The 17,133-nt window shown below is 68.7% G+C and carries 9 protein-coding genes and 3 pseudogenes; 3 read left to right on the top strand and 9 right to left on the bottom strand.

Annotated elements, in window-relative coordinates; all coding sequences use genetic code 11:
* Window position 1: 1 nt before the first annotated feature.
* The 8 genes and pseudogenes from AB0F77_RS16970 to AB0F77_RS16935 form a co-directional block, all read right to left on the bottom strand.
* The gene (locus AB0F77_RS16970; RefSeq protein WP_361948317.1) at window positions 2-118 is read right to left on the bottom strand and encodes a hypothetical protein; all 117 of its coding nucleotides are present in this window, start codon (window positions 116-118) and stop codon (window positions 2-4) included.
* Between the two features lie 238 nt (window positions 119-356).
* Window positions 357-3,125 carry a cyclophane-containing RiPP biosynthesis TPR protein HaaT gene (gene haaT, locus AB0F77_RS16965; protein ID WP_361948261.1) on the bottom strand — a complete coding sequence of 923 codons (2,769 nt, stop codon included), beginning with the start codon at window positions 3,123-3,125 and terminating at the stop codon, window positions 357-359.
* Window positions 3,126-3,556: 431 nt separating this feature from the next.
* Complete coding sequence (locus AB0F77_RS16960; protein WP_361948259.1) at window positions 3,557-4,033, bottom strand: hypothetical protein; 477 nt, start codon at window positions 4,031-4,033, stop codon at window positions 3,557-3,559.
* Entirely contained in the window at window positions 4,030-4,299 is a 270-nt protein-coding gene (locus AB0F77_RS16955; RefSeq protein ID WP_361948256.1) for a hypothetical protein, read from the bottom strand. Before AB0F77_RS16955 ends, AB0F77_RS16960 begins: the two co-directional genes overlap by 4 nt.
* A gap of 269 nt (window positions 4,300-4,568) precedes the next feature.
* A pseudogene (locus AB0F77_RS16950) lies at window positions 4,569-4,790 on the bottom strand (helix-turn-helix transcriptional regulator); the annotation flags it as partial.
* A gap of 29 nt (window positions 4,791-4,819) precedes the next feature.
* The gene (locus tag AB0F77_RS16945) at window positions 4,820-5,158 is read right to left on the bottom strand and encodes a helix-turn-helix transcriptional regulator (RefSeq protein ID WP_361948253.1); all 339 of its coding nucleotides are present in this window, start codon (window positions 5,156-5,158) and stop codon (window positions 4,820-4,822) included.
* Window positions 5,155-5,538, bottom strand: coding sequence for a type II toxin-antitoxin system RelE/ParE family toxin (locus AB0F77_RS16940; RefSeq protein WP_361948250.1), 384 nt, complete (start codon window positions 5,536-5,538; stop codon window positions 5,155-5,157). The genes AB0F77_RS16945 and AB0F77_RS16940 overlap by 4 nt, the downstream gene beginning before the upstream one ends.
* Window positions 5,539-6,189: 651 nt before the next feature.
* On the bottom strand, window positions 6,190-6,627 hold the full coding sequence (locus AB0F77_RS16935; protein WP_361948247.1) for a winged helix-turn-helix domain-containing protein: 438 nt from the start codon (window positions 6,625-6,627) through the stop codon (window positions 6,190-6,192).
* 430 nt (window positions 6,628-7,057) lie between these two features.
* On the opposite strand from AB0F77_RS16935, the pseudogene AB0F77_RS16930 reads away from it, so the two are divergent.
* The 3 genes and pseudogenes from AB0F77_RS16930 to AB0F77_RS16920 form a co-directional block, all read left to right on the top strand.
* Window positions 7,058-7,960: pseudogene (locus AB0F77_RS16930) on the top strand (replication initiator); the annotation flags it as partial.
* Window positions 7,953-8,138 (top strand): helix-turn-helix domain-containing protein, encoded by a 186-nt coding sequence (locus tag AB0F77_RS16925; RefSeq protein WP_361948244.1) that lies wholly within the window; start codon window positions 7,953-7,955, stop codon window positions 8,136-8,138. The pseudogene AB0F77_RS16930 and the gene AB0F77_RS16925, both read left to right, overlap by 8 nt.
* Window positions 8,135-9,404, top strand: a pseudogene (locus AB0F77_RS16920) (tyrosine-type recombinase/integrase). Before AB0F77_RS16925 ends, AB0F77_RS16920 begins: the two are co-directional and overlap by 4 nt.
* A 674-nt stretch (window positions 9,405-10,078) precedes the next feature.
* Here the strand turns inward: AB0F77_RS16920 and AB0F77_RS16915 are convergent.
* Window positions 10,079-17,110, bottom strand: a complete 7,032-nt coding sequence (locus AB0F77_RS16915; RefSeq protein WP_361948241.1) for an RHS repeat-associated core domain-containing protein — start codon at window positions 17,108-17,110, stop codon at window positions 10,079-10,081.
* Window positions 17,111-17,133: the final 23 nt, after the last annotated feature.

Here is a 17,133-nt window from a genome sequence, read left to right as displayed (position 1 = left end):
CTTACAGCGGCGCCAGCCGGACGAGGGACGCCTGATGGCCACCGTCGCCGGCCTGCTCGGGCGACGCCGCCTCCTGGGCGAGGCGTTGCCGCACGCGGACGGCGACGCGGTCCAGCACCGCGGATCGCGGGACGGTCTCCGTCCCGTCGGCGTCACCGTGTTCGGTCGCAGAAGCCCGATCTAAGCCCACGTCAACGTCCCCCAGGCGGGCCGTGCGGCGGAACCGGGCGCGGCCCTCGATAGTTGAAAGCTTAAATTAGACTCCACGCTACCAGTTCACGCGCCACGGGCGTGAGACGCGATTCGGACACTCTGCGCGACGAGTTGATGACCATGTGTGGCCACCGCCGCCGGTGTCACTGTGCCAGCAGCCGGTCGACCTCGTCCACCGCGGCCGTCAGGCCCAGCCTCCGGTAGATCGCGCCCGCCGCCCGCAGCGACTCCTCGGCCGCGCCGGCACCCTGGACCGTACGTCCGCAACGGCCCATCCCCTCCAGCGCCTTGGCCTCCTCCAGCGGGCAGTGCACCTCACGGGCCAGCCGCAACGCCCGCTCGAAACGCTCGTGCCCGGCGTCCGGTTCGCCCACGGAGCGCAGCAACTCCCCCCAGTGATTGAGGACTTCCGCCTCGGCGCACCGGTCGCCCAGCTCGCGGGCGAGTTCCACGCTGCGCCCGAACGCCTCCTCGGCGGCGACCCGGTCCCCGGCGGCGCCGCGCGCGGCACCCAGCTCGCTCAGAGCCGCCGCCTCACCGCCCCGGCTGCCCAGGTCGCGGTAGACGGCGAGGGCCTGCTCCAACTGCCGTACCGCCTCGGGCCCGTTGCCGACCGCACGGTCCAGGGCACCCAGCCGGCAGACGCTGTTGGCCCGCCCGAACCGGTCGCCGAGGTCGGTGTAGTACTCCAGCGCCCGGGTGTGGGCGTCCCGCGCCGCGGCAAGGTTCCCGGTGATGCGTCCGACGACACCGAGTTCGTTGAGCGCGTACGCCTGGTGGACCCGGTCGTCGAGCAGGCGGTAGATGTCGAACGCCTCGTAGTGACGCTGCGCCGCCAGCACGTACTCGCCCGTCAGACAGTGCACGACGCCCAGGTCACGCAGCGAGTTGGCCTCGCCGTACCGGTCGCCCAGCTCGCGGTAGATCGCCAGCGCCTCGGACTGCGCCGCCACGGCCGCCTCGAACCTGCTCGTCTGCCGGCGCACCATGCCGAGGTCCGCGAGCGCGTTCGCCTGCCCCAGCCGGTCCCCCAACTCCCGGTAGACGGCGAGGGCTTCGGTCTGCGCGCGGATCGCCGCCTCGTTGTCCGCGGTCAAGTACCGGACGATGCCCGCCTGGTTCAGGGCGTCGGCCCGGCCCTTGCGGTCGCCGGCCTCGTCGTAGCGCCGCGCCGCCTCGTTCAGCGCCTCGGTGGCCTCGCCGTACGCGGCCATGAAGCGCCGTACGACGCCGAGTTCGGCCAGGGCGCCGGCCAGGGCCCGCCGGTCGCCGGTGCGCCGCGCCGCCTCGGCGGCCGTCCGGTGCAGGCCGACCGCCTGGTCCCAGGGGCCCGACTGCCGCAGGAAGGGCGCCATCGCCGCGGCCAGGCCGATCACGAGGTCGTGCAGGGCCAGGTTGTTCGCCTGCTCGATGCAGGACAGCACGTTGGCCCGCTCGCTCTCCAGCCAACCGACCGCGGCCGTACGGGACTCCAGCGCCGGTGTCGCCACCTCGGCGGCACCGGACGGCGGCGGGGGTAAGGCGGCGCCGCTGCGGACGATGTAGGTGTTCGCCACGGCGAGGGTGGCCAGGTAGTACATACACACACGTTGGACGGCATGAACGTGTTCCATGCTGCCTCCCTCGTCGGCGAGGCGACGTGAGTAGTCGCGCAACAGGTCGTGGAGCCGGTAACGGCTGCCGGGGTGTTCGTCGATCAGGTGGTCGTCGTAGAGCGCCTCCAGATGACCGCGCGCCTCCCCGACGGTCGTCGAGGCGAGCGCGGCTCCGGCGTGCTCCGATATGTCTGTACCCGGGTAGAAACCAAGGCTCCTGAAGAAGTCCCGCCGGGCCGTCGGCAGATCACGGTACGACAGCTCGAAGGCGGCGATGACGGCCCGCTCACCGGCGTGCAGTTCCCCCAGCCGGTCCCGGGCCGCCGCCAGCCGCTCCCTGAGGTCCTCCGCGCTCCACGCCGGGTGGTGCCTCAGCCGGGCCGCGAGCAGGGACACACCGAGCGGCAGATGTCCGCACGCGCCGACCAGTTCCTCTGCCACCCGCGCGCCCAGCGCCTCGGCGCTGCGTCCGCTGAGCCGTACGAACAACTCGACGGCGTGGCCCGGCGGAAGGGCGTCGACCGGCAGGACCACCTCCTCGTGCACGGCGAGCCGTTTGCGGCTCGTCACCAGCACCAGGCAGTCGCTCCCACCGGGCAGCAGCGGCTCCAACTGCCGGGAACTGGCCGCGTTGTCGAGGATGAGCAGCGCCCTCTTGTCCGCGAGACGACCCCGCCACATCGCCGCGCGCGCCTCCGTGACGGCGCCGGTGTCGTCCCCGACCGGTATGTGCTGGGCCGGCACACCGGTCGCCGCGAGCAGCGAGGCCAGCGCCTCGGCGGGGTGGACCGGACTCTGCCCCGGGGTGTGCCCGTTGAGGTTCACGAACAGCTGTCCGTCGGGGAAGCGCGCGGAGAGCAGGTGTCCCGCGTGCACGGCGAACGTGGTCTTGCCGACGCCGGGCATCCCGTCGATCACATGGACGGGCAGCGGCCGCCCGGCGTCCTGCGCGGCCCGCACGGACATCATCAACTGCTGGAGTTCCACGGTCCTGTCGGTGAAGGCGGTGGCGTCCCTCGGCAGGGAGCGCAGCACGAGCGCGGCCCCGGGCGGCCCCACCGGGTCGTCGGGCACCGGCGGTCTCCCCGTCCCGGCGGGGTCCCGTGTCTCGGACAGCCCCGCGAGCAGCGCGGTCAGCCCGACCAGGGCGATGCCCAGCGCGGTGAACGACAGCCACGCGTGCCGCTGGACCCAGCCGAGGGCGCCGGGCCAACGGGCCTCGTCGGACACGGCGTTGGTGACGAGACCGATCAGCATGGTGGTGATCGCACCACCGGCCGCGACGGCGGCGACGGCACCGCCACGCCGTTCCGTCATCGGGCCGCCGCCCCCTCACCGCCGAGGCCCCGGCCCCGCTCCGACGCAAGTGGAACCGACCTGCCCACGACGGCGCCCCCCGATCCCGTCCGACCCGATCCCCCAAGCGCACCAGCAGGACTCCGACCGGTCAAGGGGGCGGCTTTGGCCAGGCGACGGGGAGCCGGGCGTCAGCGGACGCCACCACGACACAGCCGGCTGCCCCGGCCCATGCACCGGACACCCGTCTCCCCCACTCCGCATCGCGCCCACACTTCACCGACGGACTACCGAGCCTGGACCACAGCCCAACTCATCCGCCGCTCACCGAGCCCGCCCGACACCATGCCATTGCCACCTCGCCCCTGGAACAGGGCGCCGACTTCGCCAACACCAAGGAACTCCTCGGCCGCACTCACTCATGGTGGCTCCGGCGTCGCACCGCATTGCCGTCAACCGTCCCCAGAGATCATGATCGACCACAGATCTCCAGTCGTGAGCAACTCGCCTTCGCCCGCAGATTCATCGACGACGAAGAGAATCACGTGAGATTTCACCACGCGATAACTTCGATATCCAGATTGCCTTCGGAGCTCCTCTAAAAAATAGCCATCCCTTTCGATTGCACGGCGAAGAGCTTCGAATGAAACCGTTCGCGAAAGTCCAGAAAGAGAAGATCTCAGGGAATCAGGAATAACCCGTTCAGCCCCGCCTGATAGTCGATGAACCTGGACGGCGATACCCTCGCAGGATCCAGCGAAAAAGCTGAATTCCAGAAGGCCATAATCTAGACGGAGAGACTTCTTCCTACGGTCCGCGACGCACCGCCCTCCCAGCACATCGTAGACCTGGTCAGCCGAGCTACCGAGGCCCAGACCTGCAACGTTCCCCGTCACCGCCACCCGCGCAAGGAAGCTGATAGCCGTCACTCGATCTTCTCCAGCGCCTTGATCAGGAAGTGCATTTCAGGCGCCCGGTTGCGCAAATTCCCCCAGTTGCGGTCATTCATGTCACCCATAGCTGATCGCGCTTTGTCGATGAGGTTGGCCCTCAGCTCCGGATTGTCCATAATGGCACTTCGGGCAGTCTCCACATCGCGCTTACTAGCCATTCCGTTACTAAGACGAATACCTTTGAAACCGACTCCCCCTTCACCATTCAGGAAGACGCGCACTTCAGAACCGCCAACGCGCATGTGCGCACCATTCGTGGCCCAGTCCGATGAAGCCGGAGAAATCCGAATCTTCGGCGCTGCACAATTGTGCACTAAAACCGGCGTAGAGCCAGCAAGCACATAGTACGTGTGCAGGCCAGGCCGCTCCTACCTGCAAGTTTGCTGGTCAGCGGGCGATTTGACAGTCGCCGGATATTCGTGCTCGTGCTCTGGAGTCTGCTGGTGTTGCCGTCACTACTGCCGTCAGTGGTCTACACCGCCTCGGGAATTCCAGGAATTCCGAATGCGTGTCAAGCGGCTTCGTCGTGCGGGGTGAGGCTGATGGTCAGGTCGGCGCCGAGAGCCTGAGCCAGGCGGCGCAGGAGGGGAAGCGTGGGCACGGTCCCGCCGCCTTCAAAGCGAGAGATCTGCGGCTGCTTCATCCCGCACCGCTCGGCCAGCTCGGCCTGGGAGAGCCCGAGCTTGATGCGCCGGTCGTGGACGAGTTGCCCGAGTTCACGGGCGAGCGCGGAAGGCGGGTCCTGCATGGCTCCTCCCCGCCTCAGGCCGCTGGGGCGACGATGGTGACGGTGGGCTCGTCTCCGCCGGCGAGGTGTACGTCCACCGTGAGGTCCAGTGCGCGGGCCAGGCGCATGATGACCGCGATGGGAGGCAGCTCGGTGGCCGTCTCGATGCCTTCGATGTCATCGACGTCGACGTGCATGCGCTCGGCGAGGTCGGCCTCGCTCAAGCCCAGTTGCTTACGCCGGTCGTGGACGGCCTTGCCCAACGTCATGGCGAGGCCGGCCTCTTCGTAGACCCGGTCGTACTCGGGGTCGGCGTCCAGGTGTTCGCCCAGCAGCCGGCGGTGGCGACGGGTCCTCCATTCGCTGTGGTTCATCGGTTCTCCTTGAGGTTGCGGCTGTAGAGGTCGTGCTCGGCGGCGGCTTCATGCTCTGCCTCGCACCATCGCTGTGCGGCGTGGGCGCGGTCCACTTCGGCCTGCTCGCGCATCTTGGTCTTGCGGAACACGGTGAGCAGCACGACACGTCGGCCGGGCGCCAGCCAGTAGGTGATCCGCTGATGGGCATCGCCCAGGCGGAAGCGCAGCTCGCGGAGCTTGCCGCCCAGGTGGCGGGAGTGCGGTTCGTCGAGCGTGGTGGGCTGCTCGGCGAGCAGGTCGGCGACGCGTTCGGCCTGCTTGTAGTGATGGGTGGGAATGTTCTCCAGCCACAGCCGCACCTCCGGCTCGATCTCGATCGAGTACCGCCCGCTGTCCATATCGCCGATGATATATGGCACGGGGAGCGAGAGCGCGACTTCGCAGTTCAGGTCGTGTGCCGTCGCCGCGACCCCAGCGTCGCACACCCCCGCACTCCCCCTTCGTCCTGCTGCCACGGCGCCACCCGCAAACCAGCGGCAACCGGCCGAGGTGGTGCAGGGTCGGCCTTCTTTCGGCGGGATCGGGCCCGAGCGGGAGAGGCAGCGTACGGCGGGGCTGGCGCGTCGCCCAGTCTGGCGGCGCGGGGCCGGGGCGGGAGGAATCAGCCCCCGACGGGTGGTCGGGAGCTTCGCCCCCGCCGGAGGCAACGCCGACCACCGCCCTCGGCGAGTCCGGCGGCGGGCGTGAAGGTCGGCCCCCTGGTCGGCCCGTGCCTGCGATCCGGCCGTAGGACGGTCGTGGGCGACAACTTGCTGTGCGAAGCGCGAGGGCTCCAACGCCCACAACTTGGCTCCGGCGGCACCAAGTCAAGTCCCGCTCGCGCCTGGGTCTGGCCGTCTGCCTGTGCCTCGCGCGGGCGTCGGCTGCTCGCCCGACGGCGGGTCGGTCGGCGACGGTGGCCAGCTCTGGCGGGCGGGCGCCACCTTGAACCTCGTACAGAAAATCTGGACGCACCCGCCGGGCGGCCCCCGGCCGCCCGGCACGGCGGGTCAGCGGCCCCGCCCGCTGCCCATCTCCAGGGCTTCGACGCGGCCACGAAGGTCGGCGATCTGCTCGACGGCGTCGGCCAGTGCCCGTTCCAGTGCCTCGACGCGGGCCGTCATCCCGCCGACGGGTGCGGTCGCCTCCGGACTGTCGAGGTCATCAGCATCGTCGGCGTCGTGGTCGCGGTGTGCGACGAAGGCGCCCTTGCCGGGGCAGGAGACCGCCCACCCGTCCTGCTTCAGCAGGGCCATGGCCTTCTGCACGGTCAGGCTCGACGCCCCGAACTCCTGCATCAGCATGGCCTGCGTCGGCAACGCGTCACCCGGCCGCAGCCCACCCGAGCGGATCCGCTCGCGCACGGCCTCGGCGACGACCTCGAACGTCAGCTGCACCCCGCTGCCCATCGGCCTGCGCCCGCGCCGCGTCGCCTTTACGCCCGCCACCCCGCCGCCTTCCGTGCCGTCTATCAGCTATTTCCGGCCCGTCCAAACCGGGAAACCGCCCGCTGGTACCGGGCCGATGCCGAGACCCGTGTCAGTCTGCGGCAGGCGCGGCGGATGCGGTGGGGCTGGAAGCGGCTCGCGCCGATGCTCGGTCTGGCCGTCAAGGACGCCACCCCCACCGTGCTCCAGCAGTACGGCCCGCAGGAGCAGCTGCCGAAGCCGCGCGTGCTGGTGCCCCGCCTGCACACCCGCGCTGACCCCTTCGGCGTCACCGTCACCGCCGACGCGCTGCCACAGGTGGGGCTGACTGCCTGGCAGGACGCCGACGAGGGCCTGTGCGACGCCTGGGGCATGCGCCGCATCCGGATCACCCAGCCCAAACCCGGAGTGATCGTCGCACGCGGCTTCCGGCGCGAGCCGCTGCCGCTGCGGACGCACCCACACCAAGGGAGACCCCTACCTCGGTACACCGCTCGACCCCGAGCGGTACGACTACGCGGGCGCGGTGCTGTGGAACGCCCACGCCCCGGCTCTGTGGGCCCGCTTGATGCTCCACCTGCGCCGCACCATCGCAGCCGCAGCCGGTACCCCTCAGCGTCTGCTGCACAAGGCCGTCCGGGTCTCGTACGCCAAGGTCGCCGAGTACCAGCAGCGCGGCCTGATCCACTTCCACGCCGTGATCCGCCTCGACGGCCCCGCAGGCCCCTACAGCCCGCCACCCGCCTGGGCCACCCCCGAACTCCTCGCCTACGCCATCCGAATCGCGGCCACCCGCGCCCACGTCGACGGGCCCAAGATCAACGGCCGCGCCCACTCCTTCACCTTCGGCGAGCAGATCGACACCAGGATCATCCGGTCAACGGCCTTCGAGGGCGGGACCGCTATTACCGAGGGCAAGGTCGCGGGATACGTCGCCAAGTACGCCACCAAGGGCACCGAAGCCGCGACCGGCACCCTCGACCACCGGCTGAAGAGGATCACCGACCTCTGGTTTGAGTCCGTGCCCGAGCACGCCGCCCGCATGATTCGCACCGCTTGGGCCCTCGGTGCCCGCGAGGACCTCAAGTACCTGAACCTGCGCAAGTGGGCCCACATGCTCGGCTTCCGCGGCCACTTCTCCACCAAGACCCGCGCCTACTCCACCACCCTCGGCGCCCTCCGGGCCGCCCGCGCCGCCTGGCACCGCCGCCACACCCCTCCTCCCTCCCCGACCGCCGTCGTCCTCGCCCACTGGGCCTACGACGGCACCGGCCTCACCCCCGACCTCGAACGCCTCGCCGCACTCATCGGCGGCGGCCCGACGCGCGAACCGGCGGTGACCACTCGTGCATGACGACGAACTCCTCACCGTCCCCGAGGCAATGGCCCGCCTCAAGATCGGCCGCTCCGCCCTCTACGACCTGATGCGCACCCGCCGCCTGGCCTCCCTGACCATCGGCCGCGCCCGCCGTATACCCGCCCACACCCTGGACGACTACGTCCAGCGCCACCTGGAAGAGGCCGCCCGATGACCGCCCCCAAGCGCAAGACTGCCCGTGCCAATGGCGAGGGCACCATCTACCAGCGCAAGGACGGGCGCTGGGAAGCCGCCGGCTACGTCCTCGCCGCCGACGGCACCAGCAAACGCATCCGCGTCTACGGCACCACCCGCAGAAAGGCGGCCGACAAACTCACCGAGAAAATCGCCGCCAGCGACCGCGGGCTGCCCGTCGCCACCGCCGACAGCACCGTCGGTGACTATCTGACCTACTGGCTGGGCAGCGTCGCCGTCCAGCGGCTCCGCGAGAACACCCACACCCGCTACGCCACCTGCGTCCGCCTTCACCTCATCCCCGGCCTCGGCCCCAAGAAGATCGCGCGGCTCACCGCCAAGGATGTCCGCGCCTTCCTCGACCGGCTCCGCACCACCTGCCAGTGCTGCACCCAGGGACTCGACAACGAACAGAAGCAGTGCTGCGCGGTCGGCGAGTGCTGCCAGAAGCGACTGTCGCCCTTGACCGTGACCTACGTTGCACTCGGTGCTCAAGTCCGCCCTGGAACACGCCGTCCGGGAGGACGAGCTGCCTCGCAACATCGCACGAAACGTCAAAACCACCGCACCCCGGCCCAGGCGCTTCGAGCCCTTCACGACGGCCGAGGCCCGTCAGTTCCTCGACGCGGCCCGGACCGACCGGCTGCACGCACTGTACGAACTCGCCCTGCGCACCGGACTCCGCAAGGGCGAACTCCTTGGCCTCCACTGGGAAGACCTCTACCTCATCGCCGGGACGGCCAGCATCCGGCGCTCGCTCCAGCGCACCCGAACCGGCGGCCTCACCCACCTCCCCACCAAGACCCGGGCGTCCGAGCGCCGCATCGCCCTCCCCACCGAATGCCTCCACTCCCTCAAGGAGCACAGAGGACGGCAGGACAAGGAGCGAGGGACAGCAGGATCGGACTGGAGCGACAGCGGGCTCGTATTCACCACGCCCACCGGACGGCCTCTCGACCCGGCCAACCTCACCCGCCGCTTCCGCAGCTTCCTCAACCGGGCCGGCCTCCGACGCATCCGCTTCCACGACCTCCGCCACTCGACCGCCACCCTGCTCCTGGAACAGGGCGTCGACCTCGTCGTCATCAAGGAACTCCTCGGCCACGCCCACATCGGCGTCACCGCCGGCGTCTACGCCCACGTACGGCTCCGACTCCAGCGTGACGCCATCGACGCCTTGGGCCACGCCCTCGGCGGTCAGGACGACGCCCCTGACGACCCGCCCACTGCGGTCGCCGTCCGCTGACGTTGCCGTCAGCGTTGCCGTCAAACGGCACGGAGCCCTCATCGACATCACTGTCGATGAGGGCTCCGTCGCACTGCTACCAGATTCCGACAATCCCGCCAGGAATCACGGGGAAATTGTCGGAGTATTCCACTCGGCACACTCCGCTACGACTCGCGCAATCTGCCGACGCTTCGGGTAACTGGAGCGAATCTTAGAGAGGCGTTCCGCGTACAATTCCGCGACATCGGCCCCCTCTTCGGACAACAAGCGGAAATCACCCTCGCGCCATATGTCCTCAACTCCCCGTAGAGTCGTCTTGATTCCCTGAAACTCAGCCCTTGAGTATCCGCCACCGGCCTGCAACAGATCATCGCAGGAATCCCAGAAGTTCCCCACGCTGGATCTGATCCGCCATTCGCGATCGTCTGAAGGCACCTCTTGCGACGCCACCAGAATCGCTACGCCAGCAGCTGTCGATTGAAAATATGACGGGGCAGACGAGTCCTCCAGGGCACCGATCTCGCTTCGCCAGCTCCTCAGCGAGGCAATCTTCTCTGCACCTCCAGGAACTGCTGGACCACTGCACCCAGCGACGATGTCATCGATCTCTGCCAGGTGGGAGGCCCCCGCAACCTCAAGAATGGGTCGCATCCTGGCGAGAGACAGGCCTCCGGTCAAACTCCACAAGTCCATCAGCCGCCACCCCCTAGAACCACTCGCCATGGCGTGTTTCCAGTACTCGACACTCCGGCGCCCTTGCCGATCGGGCTTGGTGTGAGGCCCATGCCTGGACCTGTCGCTTGCGCGAAGCATGCAGGGCACATCCTAGTCGACGAAGCCATCCCTGTGATCTCCCAGTCGCTCCCCAAGCGATTCATGATCGTAGCCTCGGCATGGCCTTGCCCGGGGATGTAGCGCTCGCCGCGCAGCGGCGCATTGCCACCCCTCCATTCATCGGGCAGACCCGTGCGTTCAGTTGCAACCCACGTTTCAGATCGACCCGTATTCACGTTCCGAACTCGGGCAACCGCAACTGTCGATGCCTCGTCGGCCCGCGTCGCATAAAGCTCGCGGGCTCGATCAAGCAGAGCACCGCCGCAATTGTGAACCAGGACCGGCGTCGCCCCAGCCAGCACATAGTACGCGTGGAGGTCGTTGACCGTGAGGTTGTACATGTCTCGGTCGCCGGGGCGGGGAATGACGGCGGTGATCTGGACGTGGTGGTTGGCGGCGGTGTTGAGGGCGTGGCCTGTGCTGAGGGCGCCGGCGGGCACCCAGGTGTGGAGGGTGTCGTCCCAGAAGGGGTGCTTGGACGTGGTGTGAAGGGTGGCCGTGCTGCCGTCTTCGCCCTGGACGCGGAGGTCGACGAGGTCATAGTCGTGGTTGACGTGAGTGGCGGTGACCTCGCGGAGCCCTTCGTGCTTTCCGTCGGCAGGATCGGCGGCCTCAACCGCGTCTCCGGGCTCGATGTCGCCGATGGCCTTGGTCTTGCCGTCGGCCATCAGGACCAGGGTGGAGGGGGTGAAACTGCAAGCTTCCTTGGTTGCGCTCAGGAATCTGCTGACAACGCTTTCGCCCTCGACCTCAGCACCTGCGCCTCGTGTTGCCGCAAGCAGGGCCACGTCGAAGAGCAGCTTCCCGGTGCCCTCGGCGCTGTCGCCGTTCGCGTAGTCCCCGTAGATCTCCTGCACTCGCGCTGTACCCGCCATCGCGCCCGCCAGAGCCGGGTTGGAGCCGAGAAGCAGTTGGGTGAAGGCGTCTGCGCATCCCTCACCGTCGAAGACGCACTCCTTGTCGGTCTTCAGTTGCTGGTACGGGGCCTCGACGAGAGAGATGACACTCGTTTTTGCCTGGTCGACCACAGTGCCGACAAAATCGCTGAACCAGCCACCGCCTCCCCCGCCACCGCCGTTGGAGCCCCCGTGGGAACCGCCATTGGAGGCGCGTGCCGGCGCACAGGTGTAATAACAGCCACCAGGCCCGACGCCACCGCGAGGAACGCCGACATTCGAGCGTGTCTTGCCAGTGGCCCTGGGATTCGGTTCGCTCTGGCCGGTTCCGTCGTCGAGGTACAGGCCCGTCGGGTCACTGAAGGTGACGGGACTGTTGTTGGCGTAGCTGTAGCCGTTGAGCGACTGGTGCCGGCTCGGGTCCAGGACCGGGTCCACGCTGATGAACTGGCCGATGGACGGGTCGTATTCACGGGCACCGACATGGGTGAGGCCGGTGTCCGTGTCGGCGGTCTTGCCGAGGAAGCCCTTGTCGTCGGGCCAGGGACCCAGGACGGGGGTGCCGCGGTCCGCGCCGAAGGGGGTCAGGTAACGCTTGGTCAGGGCCTGGGTGTCCGACGTGATGGCAGTGGTGCTGGTGCCGTGCTGGTCACCGGACAGGTAGCTGATCTTCTCCGTACCGGTCTGGTTGCTGCGCAGGGCGACGGCGCTGCCCGCGAAGGCGTAGTAGCGGTTGGCCCACTTCTTGCCCGCCTTGAGGTGGACCTCCGTGGCCCCGAGGTAGAGGACGGTCTCGCCGTCGCTCGCGGTGCTGCGGCGGATGAGGAGGCCGCCGTCGGCACCGTAGACGTACTGGGTGGTGCGTGCCGTCCCGCCCGGGTTCTCCGTCAGCTGGGCCAGTCTGCCCTCGTCGTTCCACGTCAGGGTCTGGCTCGTGGTGCCGTCAGGCCGCTTGGTGGTGTTGCCGTCCGCGTCGTACGCGTACGTCGCCGTCGTATTGGCACAGGGACCGGCGGCCGTGTTGAGCAGCGTGTGCGGCTGGCTGCTTCCTCCCTTGTAGCAGTACGTCTTCGCGGTGGCACCGCTGGCGGCGTGAGTCGTCTCCGTGGCCCGCTGGCCGGCGCTGTTGTACGTGTAGCTGGACCAATAGGGAGCGGCACCACCGAGGTTCGTCGTGGTGCGGCGGTCGGCCGAGCAGTCGGCGTCGGTCGGCGTCCACGCCTCGGTCAGACGCTGGTAGCCGTCGTAGGTGTAGCACTGGGTGTCGGCCCCGCCCCCACCAGGAACCGAAGTCGCATCCGAGATCTTGGTGACGTTGCCGGCGTCGTCGTAGCTGTAGTGCAGGTTGAGCGCGTCGTAGGCGTGCGACGTGGCGCGGACCTGTGTCTGAAGAAGCCGGTGAGTGCCGTCCTCGTAGTTGTTGGTGATTTCGATCCTGCCGGTGCCTTCCGCCTCGGAGACACCCAGCTTGAGAAGGGAAACCCGGCCCAGATCGGTGTAGGTGGTGCCCAGGACGATGCGATTGGACCCGCTGGCGAGGGTGGTGGGCAGACCCCGGTCGGAGTAGCCGTAGCTGAGGGTTTCGGACGCAAGACCACCGGCGGCCGGTTCGGTGGTCTGCTTGAGAGTGCCGTCGGTGTTGTAGAAAGCCGTGAACTTGAGGGTGTTGGTGGCCAGGGCCCCGGAGGTGACCATCGGGTCGTCGGACGGAAGGGTGATGCTGGATCCGGTGACGCGGTAGCGGCTGTCGTACTCCGTGACGCTCTGGGTGTACGCCTTGCCTGCGGCTCCGCCGACGTAACGGGTGGAGGTGGCGGCCTGCCCCTTGCCGGAAGCGACGGTGTCGTAGGCGAGATGGGTGAGCTTGTTGGTGTCCGTCTTCTGCGCGGCGAGGACGGTGGGGTCGGTCAGGTTCGCCCCTGAGGCGGCCTTCCAGGTGTCGGTGACCCGGCCGAGCACGTCGTAGGCGGAGACGACTGCCTGCCCGGCCGCGCCCTTCGTCCAGGACACCTGGTCGAGCGCCGTGTAGCCGGTGGTCGTCGTCCCCTTGTCCGGGTCGCTCGCGGTGGTCTGGCGACCGTAGAGGTCGTAGGCGTAGGACCAGGCGGCGTCGTCGGGGCCGGTGATCGTCTTCTGCTTGCCGTCGGGGGTGTAGGTGAAGCGTGTGCGGGTGTAGTCCGCGCCGACGGAACCGCCGTACTCGCTGTCGGTCGGCGACGTGCTCGCGTACTGACGCGTCTCGGTCGTGCGGCCGAGGGCGTCGGTGATGGTGCGGGTGGCCGAACCACCGGGGATGCCGCTGGTCGCGGTGGAGTCACCGGTGTAGGTGGCCGTGGTCTGCCACTTCTGCACCCCGCCGACCAGGAACGCCGTCGTCACCGGCCGGCCGGCCGCGTCGTACCCCGTCTTGGTGAGGCTGGGCGTTTCACCGAACTCGGCCTGGGCGTACGTGCCCGACGGGTCGGAGGTGTCGAAGATGTCGGCGTACGCCTCGTAGGCCAGGCCCCGGCTGTCGTAGCGGGTGTCGGTCAGGATCCGGCCGCTGGTGGCACCCGGCGACTGGGTCTGAAGGGGGCGCAGCAGGGCGTCGTAGATGGTGAAGGCGGTGGAGTAGGTGTCGCCGTCCGCCTTGAGCGTGCCCGTGGATGTCCAGGACGGGGCGGTGCTGGAGACGGAGTAGTCGTAGACGTAGCTGGCGCTCTGCTGGCCGCCGCGGATGCGGTCGGGCAGCCACACCGCCGTGGTGCGGCCGAGCGCGTCGTACGTGGTTTCCGTGACCCGGTTGTTCGGGTCGAACACCCTCAGGGGCTGGCCGCGCGCCGGATCGAGAAAGGTGGAGGTGCTGAAGAGCTTGGGGTCCTTGACCTGGGTGCGGGTGACCGGGCCGACGTCCGTGGGGGTGTAGGTGGTCGTGGTGGTGTTGTTGCCCGCGTCCGTCGCGGTCAGCAGGCGGCCCAGCTTGTCGAAGGTGGTCTTGCTGACGGTCTGCCAGGCGGACGGGCTCCGTTCGCCGCCGGACACACCGGCCGGGTAGGCCGAGGCACGGCCTGTCCAGTTCGCCTCACCCTTGGTCGGGGTCTGGGAGGCGGTCCAGGCCGTGGCCGCGGTGTTGTCGTAGACGGTCGCGGTGTCGGAGACGACGTCCCCGGCAGAGGCCACGCCCGACGGAAGTGAGAGGTCCGCCTCACCGACCGAGCACGCCCTGCCCACCGTCCGGCTCCGGGAGGCGAGGGAGTTGATGCCCAGGTCGGCGTTGCGGGCGTACCAGGTGCGGGTACAGGTCTCGTCGCCCGTCTTCGCCGTGTCCCCGGTGTTGTCGACCTTCACCGGCAAGCCGAAGTCGTCGAACGTGGTGCTGACGGCCGCCGAACGCCAGGACTGGTTTGCCGTGAGGTAGGTGTACGTGGCTGCCTTACCGGTGCGCACGTAGTACGCCTCGGTGTCGGCGTACGACTTGTGCTGCGTGGCCGTCCTCTTCGACCACGGGTCGTTGACCGTGACGGAGACGGGCGTGGTGCCGTTGTAGGTGATCTGCTCACGCAGGAAGCCGTTGTAGGGCTCGTTGTCCTTCTGGTCCGGCACGCTCAGTCCGGTGAACCCGATCCCCGGCACTGTCACGTCGCGCCGGGCGTCGGGATCGAGGCTGCCGTCCGCCTTCAGGAGCCGGTCGCCGTCCATGCCCTGGAGGTACACCGACGTCACCTTGGACAGGTCGGAGCCGGATCCCTGGGTGACGGTGACGGTGCGGTAGCCCTGCCACAGAGACCAGGTGCGTTCGTCGGTGGGTGTGAACGGCGAGTCGTCGTAGCGCCAGGCCGGACCGGAGTAGGCGTAGTGGCTCTCCATGGTCGCGCTGTGTCCGGTGGGGTCGCTGGTGACCACGTCCGTGACCCGGTACTTGTGGAACCAGTCGATCGAGGCGTCCTCGGCACCGTTGATGTGCCAGTACTGCGGGTAGCAGGACGTGGAGTTGTCGTCCTCGGCCGCCGGCATGTTGCTGCCCCGGACACACTCCTGGCCCGAGAGGGTCACGTCGGTGACGGCGCCGGTCTCCGAGGTGACGGTGCGGATGCGCGGCCGGGTCAGCGGCAGGATGTCGTCCCGTTCCCCGTCGACCCGGTTGGGGCGCATGTCGTAGGTGAAGGTCACCGGGTTGAGGCCGATCGCGGTGCCGTTCTTCCCGGTGTGCTTGACGCTCTTGAGCGTCAGGGTCTGGTCGGTGGTGTCACCGATGTCCCCGCCGTCCAGGTACTGCTGGGTGAGGTCCCAGGTGTCCACCGGAGCGAAAGCGCTGGTGCCGGCCGACCACACAAAGGTGTCGATGCCGGTCAGCCGCTTGCGGGAGAAGAACGTGGGGCCGGTGGCATCGCAGTCGGCGCCCGACGCGCAGATGACGTCGAAGGGTACGTCCGGCCAGTTCGGAGCGGTGGAGTCGGTGAGGTTCGAGCAGTCGGAGGCGGTGCAACGCTCCGCGTACGTGAACTCGACCTTGCCCGGGGTCACTCCGGTGAACAGGGCGTCGGCACGCTGGCCGTAGAGGATCTTGGTGAGGTAGCCGCCACGGGTGTACGAGCCGGTGGCCGTGGCCGCGTCGTTCTTGGCGTAGGAGTTGGTCTCCTTGGTGTACCAGTACGACATCGCGTTGTCGTGCAGGTCCTCGACGTAGTCGAGGTTCCACCGCCATGCCTGCGTCACCGCGCGGTCCGCGAACGCGCTGCCCTGGTCGTAGCCCGGCTCGCCGGAGTCGTCGCCGAACACCGGTGTGGTCCATACCGAGTTGGTGCGCTCGGTGCCCGCACCCGCAAGCTTGTTCAGGCCGAAGACGTAGCGGGTGCCGTCTCCAGTGGTGACCGTCCAGTACTCGCCGTTGTTGTCGCCGTTCTCCGCGCCCGTCGACAGTGTCACCGTCGAGGCGTCGTCGTCCTTCAGCCGCCAGGTGCCCGTCGTGTCGTCCTTGACCAACTCGGACGACTTGCCGTTCAGGACCAGGCTGGCGTTGTCGATCTTCCAGCACAGGTCGAACTTGTCCGGTTGCCCGTCCTCGTCGCACGCCCCGTAAGTGCGCTCGACGTACGAGTTGGCGGACAGGTCGAAGCCCTCACCGACCTGCGTGGACTGGTTGTTCGTCGACGCGGTCTTCCCGTCCACCGAGCCCGAGTCGTACCCGAGGGACAACGAGGGGGCCGGGCCGGGGGCCGGGGGAACCGTCATCGGGTAGGACCAGGTGAACGCGCCCGACGACCCTCCCGCTTCCCAAGTGGCCGACGGGGACAGCTGGGTGGCCGCGTAGGTGCCCGCGCCCGAGGCCGATTCACCCGAGGTGGTCGCCGCCAGGGCCAGCACTGTGGGAGCGGAGGCCGACAGGGCGGTCGTGCCGGTGACGGACTGCCGGGAAATGTCGTTGGCCGACGCCACCTTCGTGGTGGTACGGCACTCGGCCTTCTGCGGTGTGGTCAGGGCGCACTCCGGAAGCCGGACCAACCCCAGCCTGCCGGACCAGCCGCCGCCGTACGCGGAGGCGAACTCGCCGTATCCCACACGCACGTCCGCGGAGCCGGCCTGTGAAGCCTCCGCCGACAGCACGACGCCCTTGATTCCCAGCGTTGCCGCGGCCTTGTGGCCCAGTACACGAACCCGTGCCTCACCGGTGGCCGGGGTCTTGGCGGACTTCGCGGCCTTCGCGGACTTCGGAGTGCTGATGGCAACGGAGAGCCCACCGACGGGAGCTGCAGAGGTCTTGTCCGCAGGTGTGATGCTCAGGTGGTTCTCGCCACCTCGCGGCCAGACCGCCTCCTGCTGACTCCTCGCGGTCTTGGACTGCTCCTCGTTCTTCTTTCGCGCGGCTGCGGCCTTGTCCCGCTCGGCCCTGGCACCGAGGCCGGTGACCACCTCGGTCCTGCTGACCTTCCGCTCCCACAGCGGCTTCAGTTGATGCGAGGACTCCGCCGCCTGTACGACAGGGGTCAGCCCCGCTGCCGTCACCGCCACGGTCATCGCCAGAACCAGCGTGAACTTGC

The organism is Streptomyces sp. NPDC026672, assembly GCF_040638185.1.
Classification (GTDB): domain Bacteria; phylum Actinomycetota; class Actinomycetes; order Streptomycetales; family Streptomycetaceae; genus Streptomyces.
The sequence above is the reverse complement of the archived record's forward strand: the minus strand, read 5'-3'. Positions and strand labels throughout refer to the sequence as shown.

Coding starts and splice junctions, on each gene's coding strand:
- AB0F77_RS16955 (WP_361948256.1), bottom strand. CDS start 4,299: ATGCGCGTTGGCGGTTCTGAAGTGCGCGTCTTCCTGAATGGTGAAGGG.
- AB0F77_RS16940 (WP_361948250.1), bottom strand. CDS start 5,538: ATGGACAGCGGGCGGTACTCGATCGAGATCGAGCCGGAGGTGCGGCTG.
- haaT (WP_361948261.1), bottom strand. CDS start 3,125: ATGACGGAACGGCGTGGCGGTGCCGTCGCCGCCGTCGCGGCCGGTGGT.
- AB0F77_RS16915 (WP_361948241.1), bottom strand. CDS start 17,110: ATGACCGTGGCGGTGACGGCAGCGGGGCTGACCCCTGTCGTACAGGCG.
- AB0F77_RS16945 (WP_361948253.1), bottom strand. CDS start 5,158: ATGAACCACAGCGAATGGAGGACCCGTCGCCACCGCCGGCTGCTGGGC.